The sequence below is a fragment of the Pseudomonas sp. 7-41 genome (assembly GCF_021233075.1).
Classification (GTDB): Bacteria; Pseudomonadota; Gammaproteobacteria; order Pseudomonadales; family Pseudomonadaceae; genus Aquipseudomonas; species Aquipseudomonas veronii.
The window spans coordinates 2,325,853-2,343,679 of record NZ_CP089551.1 but is presented as its reverse complement, the minus strand read 5'-3'; the positions used below and the strand labels follow the sequence as shown (position 1 = coordinate 2,343,679).

16 protein-coding genes and 2 tRNA genes are annotated in these 17,827 nt (G+C 61.2%); 7 read left to right on the top strand and 11 right to left on the bottom strand.

Going from position 1 to position 17,827, the window contains the following annotated elements; all coding sequences use genetic code 11:
• The first annotated feature begins 25 nt into the window (after nucleotides 1-25).
• A complete protein-coding gene (locus LQ249_RS10645; protein WP_169881517.1) occupies nucleotides 26-418 on the top strand; it encodes a hypothetical protein in 393 nt (130 codons plus the stop codon).
• Between the two features lie 123 nt (nucleotides 419-541).
• On the opposite strand, the gene LQ249_RS10640 is transcribed toward LQ249_RS10645, so the two are convergent.
• Nucleotides 542-618: transfer RNA gene (locus LQ249_RS10640), tRNA-Asp, on the bottom strand.
• Between the two features lie 19 nt (nucleotides 619-637).
• Nucleotides 638-713, bottom strand: a tRNA-Val gene (locus LQ249_RS10635).
• Nucleotides 714-872: 159 nt separating this feature from the next.
• Here LQ249_RS10635 and rdgC point away from each other — a divergent pair.
• The 3 genes from rdgC (at nucleotide 873) to sugE (ending at nucleotide 3,334) form a co-directional block, all read left to right on the top strand.
• Nucleotides 873-1,793: a recombination-associated protein RdgC gene (rdgC, locus tag LQ249_RS10630; protein WP_126587860.1), complete on the top strand. Its 921-nt coding sequence runs from the start codon at nucleotides 873-875 to the stop codon at nucleotides 1,791-1,793.
• A 154-nt stretch (nucleotides 1,794-1,947) separates the two neighbouring features.
• Nucleotides 1,948-2,913 (top strand): bile acid:sodium symporter family protein, encoded by a 966-nt coding sequence (locus tag LQ249_RS10625; RefSeq protein WP_017846843.1) that lies wholly within the window; start codon nucleotides 1,948-1,950, stop codon nucleotides 2,911-2,913.
• A gap of 106 nt (nucleotides 2,914-3,019) precedes the next feature.
• Nucleotides 3,020-3,334 (top strand): quaternary ammonium compound efflux SMR transporter SugE, encoded by a 315-nt coding sequence (gene sugE / locus LQ249_RS10620; protein ID WP_017846842.1) that lies wholly within the window; start codon nucleotides 3,020-3,022, stop codon nucleotides 3,332-3,334.
• A 67-nt stretch (nucleotides 3,335-3,401) separates the two neighbouring features.
• On the opposite strand, the gene LQ249_RS10615 is transcribed toward sugE, so the two are convergent.
• From LQ249_RS10615 to LQ249_RS10600, 4 genes are all read right to left on the bottom strand, one after another.
• On the bottom strand, nucleotides 3,402-5,177 hold the full coding sequence (locus LQ249_RS10615) for a M91 family zinc metallopeptidase (RefSeq protein WP_232566441.1): 1,776 nt from the start codon (nucleotides 5,175-5,177) through the stop codon (nucleotides 3,402-3,404).
• Nucleotides 5,178-5,352: 175 nt separating this feature from the next.
• A complete protein-coding gene (locus LQ249_RS10610) occupies nucleotides 5,353-7,227 on the bottom strand; it encodes an MFS transporter (RefSeq protein ID WP_108524442.1) in 1,875 nt (624 codons plus the stop codon).
• 58 nt (nucleotides 7,228-7,285) lie between these two features.
• On the bottom strand, nucleotides 7,286-8,434 hold the full coding sequence (locus tag LQ249_RS10605; RefSeq protein ID WP_177030701.1) for a TDT family transporter: 1,149 nt from the start codon (nucleotides 8,432-8,434) through the stop codon (nucleotides 7,286-7,288).
• Between the two features lie 107 nt (nucleotides 8,435-8,541).
• Nucleotides 8,542-9,735, bottom strand: coding sequence for an MFS transporter (locus LQ249_RS10600; RefSeq protein ID WP_057005848.1), 1,194 nt, complete (start codon nucleotides 9,733-9,735; stop codon nucleotides 8,542-8,544).
• A 91-nt stretch (nucleotides 9,736-9,826) separates the two neighbouring features.
• Here LQ249_RS10600 and LQ249_RS10595 point away from each other — a divergent pair, with 91 nt between their 5' ends.
• Entirely contained in the window at nucleotides 9,827-10,372 is a 546-nt protein-coding gene (locus LQ249_RS10595) for a TetR/AcrR family transcriptional regulator (RefSeq protein ID WP_177030702.1), read from the top strand.
• 72 nt (nucleotides 10,373-10,444) lie between these two features.
• On the opposite strand, the gene LQ249_RS10590 is transcribed toward LQ249_RS10595, so the two are convergent.
• The 4 genes from LQ249_RS10590 to LQ249_RS10575 all read right to left on the bottom strand — a co-directional run bounded on the left by LQ249_RS10590 (nucleotide 10,445) and on the right by LQ249_RS10575 (nucleotide 13,621).
• Nucleotides 10,445-11,224, bottom strand: a complete 780-nt coding sequence (locus LQ249_RS10590) for an ABC transporter permease (RefSeq protein WP_017846834.1) — start codon at nucleotides 11,222-11,224, stop codon at nucleotides 10,445-10,447.
• Nucleotides 11,221-12,153, bottom strand: a complete 933-nt coding sequence (locus tag LQ249_RS10585) for an ABC transporter ATP-binding protein (protein ID WP_017846833.1) — start codon at nucleotides 12,151-12,153, stop codon at nucleotides 11,221-11,223. Before LQ249_RS10585 ends, LQ249_RS10590 begins: the two co-directional genes overlap by 4 nt.
• 134 nt (nucleotides 12,154-12,287) lie before the next feature.
• Entirely contained in the window at nucleotides 12,288-12,905 is a 618-nt protein-coding gene (locus LQ249_RS10580) for a glutathione S-transferase family protein (RefSeq protein WP_017846832.1), read from the bottom strand.
• 56 nt (nucleotides 12,906-12,961) lie between these two features.
• A complete protein-coding gene (locus tag LQ249_RS10575) occupies nucleotides 12,962-13,621 on the bottom strand; it encodes a transglutaminase-like domain-containing protein (RefSeq protein ID WP_046491106.1) in 660 nt (219 codons plus the stop codon).
• Nucleotides 13,622-13,823: 202 nt separating this feature from the next.
• Here LQ249_RS10575 and LQ249_RS10570 point away from each other — a divergent pair, with 202 nt between their 5' ends.
• Nucleotides 13,824-16,271: an acyl-CoA dehydrogenase gene (locus LQ249_RS10570; RefSeq protein ID WP_128192616.1), complete on the top strand. Its 2,448-nt coding sequence runs from the start codon at nucleotides 13,824-13,826 to the stop codon at nucleotides 16,269-16,271.
• Between the two features lie 74 nt (nucleotides 16,272-16,345).
• Entirely contained in the window at nucleotides 16,346-16,753 is a 408-nt protein-coding gene (locus LQ249_RS10565) for a PA2817 family protein (RefSeq protein WP_017846829.1), read from the top strand.
• A gap of 97 nt (nucleotides 16,754-16,850) precedes the next feature.
• Here LQ249_RS10565 and LQ249_RS10560 read toward each other — a convergent pair whose 3' ends face one another.
• Entirely contained in the window at nucleotides 16,851-17,783 is a 933-nt protein-coding gene (locus LQ249_RS10560; RefSeq protein ID WP_046384163.1) for a LysR family transcriptional regulator, read from the bottom strand.
• Nucleotides 17,784-17,827 lie beyond the last annotated feature (44 nt).

The following is a 17,827-nucleotide window of genomic DNA, read 5'->3' as shown; positions in this document are numbered from 1 at the left end:
CGAGAAAAGTCATCGGGAGTCAGTCATGAGCGCCACGAGAAAAAAGACCATTGCTTCGCGCCTGGCCTCCAGCTATCCCGATGTCCAACACGCTTTGAACGCTGGCACCCCAAGCGAAAAAATGGAGGTGGCAACGCGTATCGTCTTGTGGGCGGCCAGTGAAGCCGGCCTGGACAGGGCCGATATCCTCGTCGCGCTGTCAAAAAGAGACCCCACGCTATTCGACGAGCTTTGCGCCGACATGGAGGAGCAACAATTCAAACTGTTTGAGCGTGGAGACGAGACGCACCTAGTGTTTTTCAACAAGGCGCGGGTCTACAACGCAAGCGCTTGGTTAGCGCGTGAAGTTCCACATGAAGCGATATATGAGTCACTTTTCGCCACGGAAGAAATCTTGGTGATTGCTGATTTCTTCTAGATCCAATAAACGGCGATAAGCTGACCTTGAGATCGCCGAGCTGAATCCCAGGCAAAAAAAAGCCCGCTCAATGAGCGGGCTTTCTGTGGTGACCTGGCGTTCAGCGTTCCAGGTTACCGAATATGGCGCAGCGGACGGGACTCGAACCCGCGACCCCCGGCGTGACAGGCCGGTATTCTAACCGACTGAACTACCGCTGCGCGTAACACTTGAAGCGAATGGTGGGTGATGACGGGATCGAACCGCCGACCCTCTGCTTGTAAGGCAGATGCTCTCCCAGCTGAGCTAATCACCCTTCGTTTCGGTGTGGCGCGCATTCTACGGAGCGACCCAAGGTCTGGCAAGCACTTTCTTAAATCTTTTTTTTCAGCCCTTCCAATGGCTTAGGCAGGGTTGGCCTCAGCCGCTATCAAGACAATAATGCCCCCCTTTGTATAAAGGAGAGACTCACCCCATGTGGTTCAAGAACCTGCTTATCTATCGCCTGACCCAAGATCTGCCTGTTGATGCCGAGGCGTTGGAAACTGCAATGGCCACCAAACTGGCGCGCCCTTGTGCAAGCCAGGAGTTGACCACTTACGGTTTCGTCGCGCCTTTCGGTAAAGGTGAAGACGCTCCCCTGGTCCACGTCAGCGGTGACTTCCTGCTGATCGCTGCGCGCAAGGAAGAACGCATCCTGCCGGGTAGCGTGGTGCGTGATGCACTGAAAGAGAAAGTCGAAGAGATCGAAGCCGAGCAAATGCGCAAGGTCTATAAAAAGGAGCGGGACCAGATCAAGGATGAAATCATCCAGGCCTTCCTGCCGCGCGCGTTTATCCGTCGCTCGTCGACCTTCGCCGCGATCGCGCCGAAACAGGGCCTGATCCTGGTCAACTCGGCCAGCCCGAAACGCGCCGAAGACCTGCTGTCGACCCTGCGTGAAGTGATCGGCACCCTGCCGGTGCGCCCACTCACCGTGAAAACCGCGCCAACCGCGGTCATGACCGACTGGGTCACCACCCAGAAACCGGCCGATGACTTCTTCGTCCTCGACGAATGCGAACTGCGCGACACCCACGAAGACGGCGGCATCGTGCGCTGCAAGCGCCAGGACCTGACCAGCGAAGAAATCCAGCTGCACCTGAGCACCGGCAAAGTGGTGACCCAACTGTCGCTGGCCTGGCAGGACAAGCTGTCCTTCATGCTCGACGACAAGATGACCGTCAAGCGCCTGAAGTTCGAAGACCTGCTGCAGGACCAGGCCGAACAGGACGGTGGCGACGAAGCCCTGGGCCAACTGGATGCCAGCTTTACCCTGATGATGCTGACCTTCGGCGAATTCCTGCCGGCGCTGATCGAAGCACTGGGCGGCGAAGAGACCCCACAGGGTATCTAAGCGCACTATCGCCTTACTGTAGGAGCGAGCTTGCTCGCGAAAAACCTGAGCGCGCCGCGTGCATTCAAAATGCCCGCGTCATCGTTGACGATTTTCGCGAGCAAGCTCGCTCCTACAATGGTTTTTCCGTACACCTAATAATAAGGACTTCCCCATGCGCGCACTCGCCGCCTTGAGTCGCTTCGTCGGCAATACCTTCGCCTACTGGGTGTTGATCTTTGCCGTGCTGGCCTTCGTCGAACCCGGCTGGTTCATCGGCTTGAAAAGCGCCATCGTCCCGCTGCTGGGCCTGGTGATGTTCGGCATGGGGCTGACCCTCAAACTCGAAGACTTCGCCGAAGTCGCCCGCCATCCGTGGCGTGTGGCCCTGGGCGTGGTCGCGCACTTTGTGATCATGCCGGGCGTGGCCTGGTTGCTGTGCCGGGCCTTCAACCTGCCGCCCGAAATCGCCGTCGGCGTGATCCTCGTCGGCTGCTGCCCAAGCGGCACCTCGTCCAACGTGATGACCTGGCTGGCCCGTGGCGACCTGGCGTTGTCGGTGGCGATCGCCGCCGTCACCACCCTCCTCGCGCCACTGCTGACCCCGGCGCTGATCTGGCTGCTGGCTTCGGCCTGGCTGCCGGTGTCGTTCATGGAATTATTCTGGTCGATCCTGCAAGTGGTGCTGTTGCCGATCGTGCTTGGCGTGGTGGCGCAACGTGTGCTCGGCGAGCGGGTCCGCCATGCGGTGGAGGTGCTGCCGCTGGTATCGGTGGTGAGCATCGTGATCATCGTCGCCGCCGTGGTGGCCGCCAGCCAGGCCAAGATCGCCGAGTCGGGCCTGCTGATCATGGCCGTGGTGATGCTGCACAACAGCTTCGGTTACGTGCTGGGCTATTTCACCGGCCGCCTGTTCAAGCTGCCGTTGGCGCAACGCAAGTCGCTGGCATTGGAAGTGGGCATGCAGAACTCCGGGCTGGGTGCCGCGCTGGCCAGCGCGCATTTTTCGCCGCTGGCCGCGGTGCCGAGTGCGCTGTTCAGTGTCTGGCACAATATTTCCGGGGCGCTGCTGTCGACGTACTTCCGCCGCATGAGCGAAAAGGAAGACCGCCGCACCCTGGAAGCCACTGCGAAAACTTGATCGTTTGATCAATCTTCGGCACTCTACCGAACGCCGCGGGGACGACCCCGCGACGCTATCGCGTACACATCAGGGGACGACCCCGCTTTTATAGAGGGAGGTCATCATGTCCTGGATCATTCTGGTTTTCGCCGGGCTGTTCGAAGTCGGCTGGGCCGTCGGCTTGAAATACACCGACGGCTTCAGCAAGCCGCTGCCCACCGCCCTGACGATTGCCGCCATGGCCATCAGCCTCGGCCTGCTGGGGCTGGCCATGAAGGAATTGCCGCTGGGCACCGCCTACGCCATCTGGACCGGTGTGGGTGCAGTGGGCACGGTGATCGCCGGGATTATCCTGTTCGGGGAATCCATGGCGCTGTTCCGACTGGCCAGTGTGGCGTTGATCATCGCCGGGTTGGTGGGGCTCAAGATCAGCGCGTAGCCTCTGCCGGCACGCAGTCTCGCCCCCCACCTACATAATTCCCCCCGCAGCAACGATCGACGCATGGTTACGTATAGCGTTGGCGTAATGGCAAACCAAGCTCGTAGAGCAGCGCGTTTTCGGTGAAGGGCCAGACGTTGTAGGTGGAGGCCGGCAGATTCGGGTCGAATTTATAGGGGGCGTGGCTGGTGAAGAGTCCGACCGCCTGGCGCTCAAAATTATCCTCGTACACCGGCATAAACCGGGGTCGGCCATTTGAGTCGTAGCCCACCATTTTGGTGCCTGAAAAAGTCGTACCTGTCAGCGCAGAGCCTTCACCAAAATTGATCGCATGGGCGAGCTCATGTTGCAGAACAACGATCGGAGGCCGTTGGTCCCCCGGCACAATGAAGTTAGGTTGATACGTCAGGACCGGATCTGTTGCAGGTATGCCCGCAACGCCGTCTTTGACAAAACCGTCGCCATAATCAGCACGGCGGCCTTCATCGCTGCGCGTAACTCCGAGACCTGGATCACTGTAGTCATAGAAACTACCATCGGCCCCTTGTCGGATCTTGACAGGTGCTTCAAGCGAATCGATTTTTGCAAGCACCCTCTGCCCCACCGGCGAGCCTCTGAGAAACTCAAGGTCATCATTTACACGCTGGCGGAACTCCGGGCTTCCTTCGACTTTGATCCCTCGATGACCGACGTCAAGGGGGGCGACTTCCCGAAAGCCTGACTGGGAACGGAGCTGGCTCAGATCGTCGACCCCTCGCCGTCCGAAGACACGATCATTTTCATTGGTTGTCTGGACAGTATCCCGCCCCCTCCCGGTATAAATAGTATTGCTGTCTCCCCCGACGATATGGTCATCGCCCGGTCCGCCATGCAGAATGTTGTGCCCCCTTCCGCCATAAATCAGATCGTTATCCTCCCCGCCATCCACGTAGTTGGTTTTGGTATCTGGCCCTCCGCCTGCACGCAATTCATCGCTGCCTTTGCCACCGTAAATCACAGCATTGCCACTGCCCCCGGTGATAAAGTCATTTCCATCATTACCTTCGGCGTAGCTTTCACCGCTGCCCAGGTTAATCACGTCAGAACCCTCCCCGCCGAACACATTCGTCTTGCCCGACCCGGCGTAAACCGTATCGTTACCCGCGCCGGCATAGATAAACGTTTCCCGACTCCCCCCGTAACCGATGCTGACGCCATCATTCCCCCCGCCGGTTTCGACCACAACGCCCTGTTTGATTGCGGGATTTTCATGATGTTGAATGTCGTAGGATTTCCCATTGATCTGCGCGAGGAGCCCACCGTCCCGGCTTTCTTCGATATGGATAGAATCATCACCATTGCCGGTTTTGATGCGAAGGGTCTCATGGTTCCGTTGTGCACGAGACGAGGTGCCACGTTCGCGAGTAATGCTGACATTGCCATCATGGTATCCCCGACTCGGGTCGACCTTGGTCGGCGCAGAGGGTGATGAAGGGCCGCCAAAATCAATACTGCCTTGCCGGCCCTCAGCCTTGGCGCGAACCTGTTCACGACTGGGCGCGCTCTGGAAGTATGAATCGGCCGGCGCAGCATCAGATTGCCTTGCACGCCGCTGGAGATCGGAGTCACTGCCATAAGTCACCGGGCCAGCCTCGACTGAACCAATCTCCACCCTGGATGGCCCATGAGTATTGTTGTACATAAACGGCACATTGGCAGTGATCGGAGCCGCATGGGCGGCCTGTCTGACGGGATCACTCGCCGCGCGATAGGCCGAGTTGGCTTTTTGATCTTCGCCGGAGTAAGCCAGCTGCGGCTGCGGTGAAGCAGCAGAAGCAGAAGCAGAAGCAGAAGTAGAGTCCATCGTTAGCTCCCGTCATACGCAGAGGAAGACGATAACTCTGTGGCGTGCTGACCGAAAACGTTCCTCCAATAGAGTGAAAAATTACCGGACTGGGCATGAAGGAGCCGCGTCACGCCGGAACATCCTGGCGCCACACCGCTCGCCAGCAGCACGCATGCCGAGTAAACCCGGCTCGCTACTTCACCGCCCCCCGCAGTTCCCCGACCAAACCCTGCAAGTGCGACGGTGTCGCTGCCTGCGCCGTTACCGGCTGGCCGACCACCAGTGTCACGCGCGACCAAATGCGATGAAAGAAGCCCTTGTTAGGGTCGCGGCTGAAAAAACTCCCCCACAAGCCCTGCAACGCCAATGGAATCACCGGCACCGGCGTCTCTTCCAGAATGCGCGTCACACCACCGCGGAACTCGTTCATCTCGCCATCACTGGTCAACTTGCCTTCCGGGAAGATGCACACCAACTCGCCGTCCTTCAGGTACTGCGCAATTCGTGTGAAGGCTTTTTCGTAGATCTGGATGTCTTCATTACGCCCGGCAATCGGAATCGTCCCGGCGGTGCGAAAGATGAAGTTGAGCACCGGCAAGCGGTAGATCTTGTAGTACATGACAAAGCGAATCGGCCGACGCACCGCGCCACCAATCAACAGCGCATCGACGAACGAGACGTGGTTGCACACCAGCAAGGCCGCGCCTTCGTCCGGGATCAGTTCCAGGTTGCGATGCTCGACGCGGTACATGGAATGGCTGAGCAGCCAGATCATGAAACGCATGGTGAACTCGGGGACGATCTTGAAGATGTAGGCGTTGACCGCCACGTTGAGCAGCGACACCACCAGGAACAGCTCGGGAATCGACAGCTTGGCCACGCTCAGCAGCAGGATCGACACAATCGCCGAGACCACCATGAACAGCGCGTTGAGGATGTTGTTGGCGGCGATCACCCGCGCCCGTTCGTTCTCGGCGGTGCGCGACTGGATCAGTGCGTACAACGGCACGATATAGAAGCCGCCGAACACACCCAGGCCGAGGATATCGAACAACACCCACCAGGCCTGGCCGTACCCGAGCACCGCCAGCCAGTCGTTAGCCTGCACGTTCTGCGGCATGCCGCCGGAATGCCACCACAGCAGCAGGCCGAACACCGTCAGGCCGAAGGAGCCAAACGGCACCAGGCCGATTTCCACTTTACGCCCGGAGAGTTTTTCGCAGAGCATCGAGCCCAGCGCGATGCCCACCGAGAACACCGTGAGGATCAGGGTCACCACGGTTTCGTCGCCGTACAACCATTCCTTGGCGTAGGCCGGGATCTGCGTCAGGTAGATCGCGCCGACAAACCAGAACCACGAGTTGCCGACGATCGAGCGCGACACCGCCGGGGTCTGCCCCAGGCCCAGGCGCAAGGTGGCCCAGGACTGGCTGAAGATGTTCCAGTCCAGCCGCAGTTGCGGCGAAGACGCCGCCGCCCGCGGAATGCCGCGGCTGGCCAGGTAACCCAGCAGCGCTACGCCGACAATCGCCACCGCCACCACCGGCGCGTAATGGGCGGACGACATCATGATCCCGGCGCCGATGGTGCCAGCGAGGATCGCCAGGAACGTGCCCATTTCCACCAGGCCGTTGCCACCCACCAGCTCATCCTCGCGCAGGGCCTGAGGCATGATCGAGTACTTCACCGGGCCGAACAGCGCGGAATGGGTACCCATGGCAAACAACGCCAGCAGCATCAGTTCCAGATGATTGAACAAAAAGCCGGTGGCGCCGACGGCCATGATCACGATCTCGCCGACCTTGATCGCGCGGATCAACGCGTCCTTGTTGAATTTCTCGCCAAACTGCCCGGCCAGCGCCGAGAACAGGAAGAACGGCAGGATAAACAACAAGGCGCACAGGTTGACCCAGATGGCGCGGTCACCGTCGATGCTCAACTTGTAGAGAATCGCCAGGATCAGCGATTGCTTGAAGATGTTGTCGTTGAAGGCACCCAGTAATTGGGTAATGAAGAACGGCAGAAAGCGCCGTGTGCGCAGCAAGGTGAATTGTGAGGGGTGGCTCATCGTCCGTGTTCCTGCGTGGCCTGGTTTTTTTTCAGGCCACGACTTTACCTAATCCCGCTTACTTATTCCCTAATCCTGCAATACACGGCGAAACAAAAAGCTCACCTTTATAGGCCCCCTGCACGGTGCGCTTGGCGACGACCAGCCACATCAGCGCCAACGCCAGCACCAGCATGCCGCCCACTACGCTGAAGAACCCCAGGTGCAACACATTCGCCAGCTTCAACGTGGCCAGGGCGTAGACCCCCAACGGAAAGGTGAAGCCCCACCAGCCCAGGTTGAACGGGATACCGGCGCGCAGGTAACGCAGGGTGATCAGCACTGCGATCAGCATCCACCACAAACCGAAGCCCCACAGGGTAATCCCGGCGATCAGGCCCAGGCCGTAGGCGATTTCACCGACAGTGGGCAAGCCATTGGCGGCGAAGATCGCCGGTGCATCGCCGCCCAGCAGCAGCATACCGAGGGCGCCGGTGCCGATCGGGCCAAGTGCCAGCCAGCTCGACGCGGCCATGTTGGCGTGGGGCAGCTTATGCAGGGCCATGCGCAGCATCAGGATGGTCAGAATGCTGAACGCCACCGGCAGGGAAAATGCCCACAGCACGTAGCTGGTCACCAGCATCACCAGTTGCCCGTGGGCATCCGCCAGGTGCGTCGCCAACAAGCCACCGCTGGCAGCGGCGACTTCAGCGGCGACCACCGGCAACAGCCAGACGGCGGTCATCTGGTCGATGCTGTGTTCCTGGCGCGTGAACATCATGAACGGAATCAGCACACCGCAGGCCACTGCCATCGCCACGTCCAGCCACCACAGCGCTTCGGCCAGCGGCACCACGCCAGCACCCCAGCGCGGCAGGCCGAACAGCAGCAAACCGTTGAGCAGCGTAGCCAGGCCCATGGGAATGGTGCCGAAGAACATCGATACCGTGGAGTGCCCGAAGATCCGTCGCGCTTCGTCGAAAAACATCACCCAGCGCGCCGCATACAAGGCGCTGAACAGGATGAACAGGCCGATGGTGAACAGCCACAACCCTTCGGCGATGGCGTACATGCCGGGCAGATTGACCGGCAGTTGCGCCAGCGCCAGCGCCAACACCCCGGTGCCCATGGTGGCGGCGAACCAGTTCGGGGTGAACTGGCGGATCACTTCCCGCGGACGGGCCAGGTGGCTGAAGGGTTTGTAGTTCAGGGCGGTCGAGCAGGTCATGATGGCAATCCTCTTCCTCGTAGGAGGTTGGGGCCATGGTAGAACCTGAGCGAATATCTATATAACGGGTAATATCTCTAACTGTTATCTATTTTACCAATATAGCGTCAGGCGCTGCCCTTGCACCCGACCCGCAATGCATCCTGGCGCAGCAACCCGGCCAGGGCGCCGAGGGTCAGCATGATCAGCACGACACCATAGCCGTCCGTGGTGGCGATGAGGCCAAAACTGCGGATCAGATTGCCCGCCAGCAAAGACGGCAGGCAGAACGCCAGGTAGCTCAGCACGTAAAACGCCGACATCAACCCCGCCCGCTCATGGGGCAAGGCCAGCGGCACCACACTGCGCAAGGCCCCGAGAAAGCCCGCGCCAAAACCACTGCCGGCGATCAACGTGGCGATGAAAAACAGCGGCAGGCTGGCGCTGTGGACCGCCGCGAGGATCAGTGCCACGCCAACGGCCAGCAGGCTGGCGCCCAACCGCAGGACCTTGTGGGCCGGGCGATTGCGCAGGCTGAAAATCATCAGCGCGCCGCTCAAGGTCAACACCGCGACTAGGCCGCCACCGATCAGGTTGGAGGTCGAGCCGGTCGCCGCCCGTACCAGCGACGGCGCCAGGGACAAATAGAAGCCGCCCATGGCCCACACCGCCACGTCCACCGGCAACGACAGCCACAACGCCCGGCGCGCTTGCGGCGGCACGTGCAAAGTCGGGCGCAATGACGCCAGCGCGCCGGGGATGCGACTGACGGTTTCCGGCAAACGCCACACATACATGGCCTGCCCGAGCATCAACGCGAGCAGTGTCCAGTAGATCAACTGGGTGGGCAGCGGCGCGAATTCCACCAGCAGGCTGCTGCCCATCGCGCCACAAGCCATGCCCAGCAAGGGCGCGACGCTATTGACCAGCGGCCCCTGTTGGCGGTCGGTGTCGAGCAGGGCCGCGCCCAATACCGCGGTGGCCATGCCGGTGGCGAAACCCTGCAGCGTCCGTGCGGCGATCAGCCAGGCCACGCTGCTCTCATTGATAAACAGCAGCATCGCCAGCATATTCAGGGCCAGTGCGGCAAAAATCACCGGCTTGCGCCCCAGGTGATCCGACAGCGAGCCCACGGTCAACAGCGCCGCCAGCAAGCTCAAGGCGTAGACCCCGAAGATCAGTGTGAGCATGCCCGAGGAAAAATGCAGGCCCTCCTGGTACAGGTGATACAACGGCGTCGGCGCGCTGGAGGCCGCCAGGAACGTCAGCAAGGTGATCGCCAGGAACACCAGGCTGGAACGATGAGAAGTGAGGCTGGACATGGGCACGCTCCGCTAAAGCTAATATTTTGCTTTTGTCGAGTGTGCTACTGCTCGCCGCTTAAAGCAAATTCTTTGTGTTAAGGTCACAGGCATGGCGATAAAAGAAGGCCTTCGCCCGGGGGGCCGTAGTGCCCGGGTACAAGAATCCGTCCATTCGGCGGTGCGCGAACTGCTGGAAACCCATGAGCGGTCCAGCGTCACCGTACCGATGATCGCGGCGCGCGCGGGCGTCACGCCGTCGACCATCTACCGCCGCTGGGGCGACCTCTCGGTGTTGCTCGCCGATGTGGCCCTGGCGCGCATGCGCCCGGACAGCGAGCCGGCCAACACCGGCAGCCTGCGCGGCGACCTGCGGGCGTGGGCCGAGCAATACCTGGATGAGATGAGTTCGGAGCCGGGGCGCAACATGATGCGCGATGTGCAATCCAGCCAGACGCCGGGGTATTGCGTGAGCATCCTGAGCGGGCAGCTTCAAACGATCGTCGAGCGCTACCCGAACGCCACGCCGCCACCGCCGAGCGCGGACCGCCTGATCAACCTGCTCGCGGCGCCGACGGTGTTTCGCATTCTGTTCTCCCCCGCGCCACTGGCGGTGGATGAGCTGCACGCGCTGATCGAGTTGGCGCTGCAAGGGTAAAGACGTTATTCAGAAACCAATGTGGGAACGGGCTTGCCCGCTCCCACATTTTTTACGGCGTGTAATCCGGCGTTACGTCCGCATCCCGCGCCCGCTCACCAGCAACCGCGCGCAACCGATGTACAACACCGCCGTGGCCACGACCATGAAGGTGATCGCCACGCTGATCCGGATATCCGACACGCCCAGGATGCCGTAGCGGAAGGCGTTGACCATGTGCAGCACCGGGTTGGCCAGCGACACGGTCTGCCAGAACGGCGGCAGCAAGGTAATGGAGTAGAACACCCCGCCCAGGTAGGTCAGCGGCGTCAGCACGAAGGTCGGGATGATCGAAATGTCATCGAAGTTGCGTGCAAACACCGCGTTGATGAAGCCCAGCAGCGAGAAGATCGTCGCCGTCAGCACCACCACCACCAGGGTGATGCCGAGGTGATGCACTTGCAGTTGGGTGAAGAACAACGACAACAAGGTCACGATCACGCCGACCATCAAGCCACGCAGCACGCCGCCCAAGGTGTAGCCGATCAGAATGGTGTGCGGCGACACCGGCGAAACCATCAGTTCTTCGATGGAGCGCTGGAACTTGCTGCCGAAGAAACTCGACACCACGTTGCCGTAGGAGTTGGTGATCACCGACATCATGATCAGGCCCGGCACGATGTACTCCATGTAGGTGAAACCGCCCATGCCGCCGATCTGCCGGCCGATCAGGTTACCGAAGATCACGAAGTACAGGACCATGGTGATCGCCGGCGGCAGCAGGGTCTGCGGCCAGATCCGGGTAAAGCGTTTCACTTCGCGGTAGACGATGGTTTGCAGGGCGATGAGGTTGGGTTGCAGTTCAGAATTCATACCGCCACCTTCGCCAGGTTTTTTTCCACCAGGGACACGAACAACTCCTCAAGGCGATTGGTTTTGTTACGCAGGCTCAGCACTTCGATGTGCTGGGTCGCCAATTGGCCGAACAGCGCGGTGATGCCCATGGCTTTATCCACCTGGACTTCCAGGGTGCGGCTGTCCACCAGGCGGCATGGGTAGCCGAGCAATTGCGGCGGCGCCGACCGTTCGGTCTTCAGGTCGAGCAGGAAGGTTTCCACATGCAACTGGCCCAGCAGGTTGCGCATGCTGGTGTTCTCGACAATGGTGCCGTGGTCGATGATGCCGATGTTGCGGCACAGTTGCTCAGCCTCTTCCAGGTAATGGGTGGTGAGGATGATGGTGATGCCTTTCTGGTTCAGCTCGGTGAGGAAGGTCCACATCGAGCGACGCAGTTCAATGTCCACCCCCGCGGTGGGCTCATCGAGGATCAGCAGGCGCGGTTCGTGGACCAGCGCGCGGGCGATCATCAAGCGTCGCTTCATGCCGCCGGAGAGCGAACGCGAAGGCACGTCGCGCTTGTCCCACAGGCCCAGTTGGGTCAGGTACTGCTCGGCGCGTTCCTTGGCGACTTTCGACGGGATGCCGTAGTAGCCGGCCTGGGTCACGACGATGTCGAAGGTCTTTTCGAACTGGTTGAAGTTGAATTCCTGGGGCACCACGCCGATGCAACGCTTGAGCGCCGCCGGGGATTTGTCCAGGTCATGGCCGAAGATATTCACCGTGCCGCTGGTCTTGTTGACCAGGGTCGAGAGAATGCCAATGGTGGTGGATTTGCCGGCGCCATTGGGGCCGAGCAAGGCGAAGAAATCACCTTCGGCAACGTCCAGATCGATACCACTCAGGGCCTGGAAACCGTTGCCGTAGGTTTTGGTTAGCTGCCGGATGGACAGAGCGGAACTCATAGCGGAATACGCACCAAAGAAGGGAATAGGGACAATAGATGAGGGCACACCGTGCATCGTTCAACGGCGGCGCATGACAAACATGGTGCTTGCCCGCGCCGCACAAGTACAGTCACCTGTATTAATAGTCAGTATCAGGTCAACGCGGTCATCACCGCTTTGCGGTACGCCGGGCGCTGTTGCAGGCGTTGGTACCAAGCCTCCAGGTGGGGCATGGCCGGGCGTTCGATGGGCATTTCAAACCAGGCGTAAACAAAGCAGCCCAAGGGGATATCGCCCATGCCGATGGCGTCGCCTGACAGGTAGGGCTGTTCGGCGAGCGCCTTCTCCACGGTGCCGAGTGCATCGATGCAGGCCTGGCGCCCGGCGTTGATGCTGTCCCAGTTCTGTTTTTCCGCCGGGGTGCGTACCACGCCCCAGAACACCGCCTTGAACGGCTCGGCGAGGGTCGAGGTGGTCCAGTCCATCCATTTTTCGGCACTGGCCCGCGCCTTCACGTCGCTCGGGTACCAGTTCGACGCCTGCTTGGCGCAGAGGTAACGCACGATGGTGTTGGATTCCCACAGCACAAAGTCGCCGTCTTCGATCATCGGCACCCGGCCATTCGGGTTCAATGCGCGGTATTGCGGCGTGTCCACCACGCCAAACGCCCCGCCCGCATCGATGGCCTCATAGTCCAGGCCGAGTTCCTCGGCGCACCACAGGACTTTCCTGACGTTCGATGAATTTTTACGCCCCCAGATCTTCAGCATGACCGCGCCTTATTGTTGATGAACATGGCTTGATGAACGCAGCAGCATACGCCGGTTCACGGGCGGCTTAAATCGTCCTGCATGTCACCCAGCACGCTCGGCATCTGCTCGCCAAACAGGTGCGGGTAACATTTCTCCAGGTGGGCAAAGAAGAAATCTTCGGGCACATCCGCAAATTGCCCATGGTCCACCACGTACTCCATCGAGCGCTTGCCCTGGCGATTGAAGGCGTGGAACACACTGTCGTTGATCCCATCGAACGCCAGCGGCGGCACATCGAACAGCTCGCACAATTGCTGGTTGAACGCCGGCGTGGCTTTGACCCAGCGCCCGTTCAGGTACAGCTCGGTATAACCGTGCATGGCGAATACATCGCTTTTGAGCAGCGCGATCAGGCGTGGCGTCGACAGGTGATTGCGCACATCCGCCAGGCCGATGCGCGCCGCAATCCCGCAGTGCCGTGCGCAGGCGGCGAGCAAGGTGGCCTTGGGCACGCAGTAGCTCTGGCCGGCAGCCAGGGCGAAGCTGGCGTTCAGGGTGTTGGGGTCGCGGCTGAAGGTATAGGGGTTGTAGCGCACCGCCTCACGCACGGCGTAATAAAGACTGACTGCCTGGTCACCTGAATCCGCGCTGGAACCGCGATGTTTTTCGGCGAACTCCACCACCGCAGGGTGGTCACTATCGATGAAGCGGCTGGGATTCAGGTACGTTTCCATGGGTTTGATCTCCGGGGGAAGCCTGGAGTCTAACGACAGGTCCGCCACAGCGATAACGACGATTCGGCCAAATGTCGGCGCCTGGTGATCGGTGATCCCAAGGTGCTTCCAGTACAACTCGCCACACCCTGATCACCGCGCTTTCTCGGATGCCGACTAAGCTCAACGGTGGTTTCGCCCCTGGTTTCACGGAGGATTGAATATGTTGTTGTTGTGGATACTGGTTCTGGTGGTCGGCATTGCCTACCTGGCACACCGCCGCACCGCGCCCCTGCCCGCCCTCGGCGTGGTCGCCGTATACCTGCTGGCGATGGGCGCCTGGAGCCACGCACCGGGTTGGCTGCTGCTGATCTGCTGGGTGTTGATTGCCATCGTGGCCGCGCCGCTGCTGCTGCCCGACCTGCGCCGCGAATACTTCACCAAGCCGCTGTTCAGTTGGTTTCAGAAGGTCTTGCCGCCAATGTCCGAGACCGAGCGCGATGCCATCGACGCCGGCACCGTCTGGTGGGACGGCGAGCTGTTCAGCGGCCGCCCCGACTGGAACACGTTGCTGGCCTACCCCAAGGCACGCCTGACCGAAGAAGAGCAGGCGTTCATCGATGGGCCGACCGAAGAACTGTGCGCGATGGTCAGCGACTGGCAAATCGGCCAGGCCATGGACCTGCCGCCCGCCGCCTGGGAACACATCAAGACCCATGGTTTCTTCGCTCTGATCATTCCCAAGGAGTACGGCGGCAAAGGCTTCTCCGCCTATGCCCACTCCCAGGTGGCGATGAAACTCGCGACCCGCAGCGGCGACCTGGCGTCCACCGTGATGGTCCCCAACTCCCTCGGCCCGGCCGAGTTGCTGCTGCATTACGGCACCGATGAACAGCGCAACCACTACCTGCCGCGCCTGGCCCGTGGCGACGATATTCCCTGCTTCGCCCTGACCGGCCCGCTGGCCGGCTCCGACGCCGGCGCCATGCCCGACACCGGGGTGATCTGCAAAGGTCAATGGCAAGGCGAGGAAACCCTCGGCCTGCGCCTGAACTGGGAAAAACGCTACATCACCCTGGGCCCGGTCGCGACCCTGCTCGGCCTGGCGTTCAAGGCACATGACCCGGACCACTTGCTGGGCGAAGAAGAAGACCTGGGCATCAGCCTCGCGCTGATTCCCACCGATACGCCAGGCGTTGACATCGGTCGTCGTCACCTGCCGCTGGGCGCCGCGTTCATGAACGGGCCCAACTCCGGCAAGGACGTGTTCATCCCCCTGGACTACCTGATCGGTGGCCAGGACATGCTCGGCAAAGGCTGGATGATGCTGATGAACTGCCTGTCGGTGGGCCGCTCGATTTCCCTGCCGGCGGTCGGCACCGGCGCAGCCAAGTTCACCAGCCTGGTGACCGGCCAATACGCCCAGGTACGCGAGCAGTTCAACGTGCCACTGGCGGCCTTCGAAGGTATCCAGGAAGCCCTCGCCCGCATCGGCGGCAACGCCTGGCTGATGGACAGCGCGCGCATGCTCACCGCCAACGCGGTGGACCTCGGTGAAAAACCCTCGGTGCTGTCGGCGATCCTCAAGTACCACCTGACCGAGCGCGGCCGCGAATGCATCAGCCACGCCATGGATGTCCACGGCGGCAAGGGCATCATCATGGGCCCGAACAACTACCTGGGCCGCAGTTGGCAAGGCGCGCCGATCTTCATCACGGTGGAAGGCGCAAATATCCTGTCGCGCAACCTGATGATCTTTGGCCAGGGCGCGATCCGTTGCCACCCCTTCGTACTCAAGGAAATGGCCCTGGCCGGCCGCGAAGACCACGACCAGGCGCTCAAGGAATTCGATAGCCTGCTGATGCAGCACATCGGCTTTGCCGTGAGCAACGCCGCCAGCACCCTGGTGCTCAACCTGGGTCTCGGCCACTTCGAAAAAGCCCCCGGCAACCGCTTGAGCCAGGCTTACTTCCGCGCGCTGAACCGCCAAGCTGCGGCGTTCGCCCTGCTCGCCGACCTGAGCATGATGCTGCTGGGCGGCGAGTTGAAACGCCGCGAACGCCTGTCGGCACGCCTGGGCGATGTGCTGAGCCATATGTACCTGGCTTCGGCGGCGCTCAAGCGTTATCACGACCTGGATTCGCCGGACCACCTGGAACCGCTGTTCACCTGGGCCATGGAAGAAAGCCTGGGCGAAGCCGAACGCGCGCTGGATGAACTGCTGAGCAACTTCCCGAACAAGCTGCTCGGTTGCCTGCTGCGGGTCATCGTGTTCCCGTTCGGCCGTCGCCATACCGGCCCGTCCGATGCGCTGGATGCCGAAGTGGCCGCGGTGATCGGTCGCGCCAAGGGCGATCCGACCCTCGAAGAACTGCTGGCTGGCTGCTACCGCCCGCAATCGGCGCAAGACCCGGTGGGCGCCCTGCAACATGCCTGCGACCTGCTCGCCGCCAGCCATCCGCTGCAGAAAAAACTGCATGCGGCCCTCAAAAGCGGCCAGGTCAAACCGGCTGCCGGCGAACCGGCCATCGACGCCGCACTGCACGCCGGGGTGCTGCAACCGGCCGAGGCGCAAACCCTGCGTGAAGCCGAAGCGGCACGGCGCAAGGTGATCGACGTGGATGATTTCAGCAAGGAAGAACTGGCCCAGGCCGCGGGTAAAGTCCGCTGATCCCCCAGGCCATATAATTACGGGCGCTTGAGCTATATACTCTCGCGCCCGTTTTTGCTTTGAGGACTTATCTCGTGTCCAACGTCGTTGCCGATCATCTCGTCTTGCTCGACCACCTGCGCAGCATCCTGGTTGCCGTCGGCGAAGCCGAACAGGTGCCCGAGGAAAGCCACCTGCTGTTCCTGGAGCGTTTCGATGAACTGCGCGCCCTGCTGCCGATCGATCCGATCGAGAGCCAGTACCTGGGCCAGGACATGATGAGCCAGGTCATCCTGCGTTACCCGCAAATCGCCCATCTGGTGCCACGCGACCTGCTGTGGTTCTTCGGCGGCGATTGCCTGCACTTCATGCCCGATGAAGAACTGGACCTGTACCAGGCCCTGGAAGAGCGTCGCTTTGAAGCCGAACAGAACGACGAACCGTTCGACTGGAACCAGGAAAAACAGCTGCTGGCGATGCCGCAGGACCAGAGCAAGCACTGATCATTCAATGTGGGAGGGGGCTTGCCCCCGATGGCGGTGTGTCAGCCAATACATGCATGACTGATCCACCGCTATCGGGGGCAAGCCCCCTCCCACACTACCGTCGGCGAAGCGTCGGCTCGGTGGCCATGCACGCCACCAGGTAATCAATGAACACCCGCACCTTCGGCGGCAGGTACCGCGTCGGCGAGTGCAGCAGCCAGGCCTCGCCGTGGTAGGACGCAATAAAGTCCCACTCAGGCAACACCTGCACCAGGCGCCCCTCATCCAACGCATGCCGCGCCGTGAAATACGGCAAGCTGCCAATCCCCACATGCTGCAACACCGCATCCAGGCGCACGCCGGTGTGGTTCGCCGCATACCGCCCCCGCACGCCCACCGTGACCGCCTTACCCGCCCGGCGAAACTTCCAGCGCGAGTCCCCCGGGGTTTCGCCCAGGTAGATGCAGCTGTGCGCCAGCAGATCATGGGGATGACTCGGCGTGCCATGCTCGGCCAGGTACTGCGGCGTCGCGCACAACACGTGTTCGATGGGCAGTAATTGCCGCCCCACCAGGCCCGGCGGCGGGCTGTCGGTGATACGGATACTCAGGTCGACGTTGTCATCGATCAGGTCCACCTGCCGGTCCTCGAGGATCAGTTGCACATCGACCTTGGGATAGCGCCGCAGAAATTCCGGCATATACGGATGCACCACGAACCGCCCCACCGCCTTGGGCACGCTGACCCGCACCAGGCCCTCGGCCTCGTGGGTGAACTGGCCGCTGATTTCCATCACCGAGCGCGCCGCGTTGACCATCTCCTGGCAACGCTTGAACACCTCTTCGCCGCCCTCGCTCAAACGCAGTTTGCGCGTGGTGCGTTGCAGCAGGCGCGTGGCCAACGCCTGTTCGAGACGCGAGATGCTGCGGCTCACCGCCGAAGGCGACACGCTCAGTTGTCGCGCTGCCGCAGAAAAACTGCCGGCTTCCACCACTTTGACGAAAATCGCCATTTCACCCAGCAGCGGCAAAGGAAGATTGATGCTCATGACGCACAAGTCCATTGATAATTGAACGGATTATCACCCATCTG

Bases quoted from the DNA above. Each gene is read 5' to 3' on its own strand.
- rdgC (WP_126587860.1), top strand. From the start codon at position 873: ATGTGGTTCAAGAACCTGCTTATCTATCGCCTGACCCAAGATCTGCCT.
- LQ249_RS10600 (WP_057005848.1), bottom strand. From the start codon at position 9,735: ATGTCCAGCCTCACTTCTCATCGTTCCAGCCTGGTGTTCCTGGCGATC.
- LQ249_RS10625 (WP_017846843.1), top strand. From the start codon at position 1,948: ATGCGCGCACTCGCCGCCTTGAGTCGCTTCGTCGGCAATACCTTCGCC.
- LQ249_RS10605 (WP_177030701.1), bottom strand. From the start codon at position 8,434: ATGACCTGCTCGACCGCCCTGAACTACAAACCCTTCAGCCACCTGGCC.
- LQ249_RS10595 (WP_177030702.1), top strand. From the start codon at position 9,827: ATGGCGATAAAAGAAGGCCTTCGCCCGGGGGGCCGTAGTGCCCGGGTA.
- LQ249_RS10590 (WP_017846834.1), bottom strand. From the start codon at position 11,224: ATGAATTCTGAACTGCAACCCAACCTCATCGCCCTGCAAACCATCGTC.
- LQ249_RS10585 (WP_017846833.1), bottom strand. From the start codon at position 12,153: ATGAGTTCCGCTCTGTCCATCCGGCAGCTAACCAAAACCTACGGCAAC.
- LQ249_RS10580 (WP_017846832.1), bottom strand. From the start codon at position 12,905: ATGCTGAAGATCTGGGGGCGTAAAAATTCATCGAACGTCAGGAAAGTC.
- LQ249_RS10615 (WP_232566441.1), bottom strand. From the start codon at position 5,177: ATGGACTCTACTTCTGCTTCTGCTTCTGCTTCTGCTGCTTCACCGCAG.
- LQ249_RS10575 (WP_046491106.1), bottom strand. From the start codon at position 13,621: ATGGAAACGTACCTGAATCCCAGCCGCTTCATCGATAGTGACCACCCT.
- sugE (WP_017846842.1), top strand. From the start codon at position 3,020: ATGTCCTGGATCATTCTGGTTTTCGCCGGGCTGTTCGAAGTCGGCTGG.
- LQ249_RS10610 (WP_108524442.1), bottom strand. From the start codon at position 7,227: ATGAGCCACCCCTCACAATTCACCTTGCTGCGCACACGGCGCTTTCTG.
- LQ249_RS10560 (WP_046384163.1), bottom strand. From the start codon at position 17,783: ATGAGCATCAATCTTCCTTTGCCGCTGCTGGGTGAAATGGCGATTTTC.
- LQ249_RS10570 (WP_128192616.1), top strand. From the start codon at position 13,824: ATGTTGTTGTTGTGGATACTGGTTCTGGTGGTCGGCATTGCCTACCTG.
- LQ249_RS10645 (WP_169881517.1), top strand. From the start codon at position 26: ATGAGCGCCACGAGAAAAAAGACCATTGCTTCGCGCCTGGCCTCCAGC.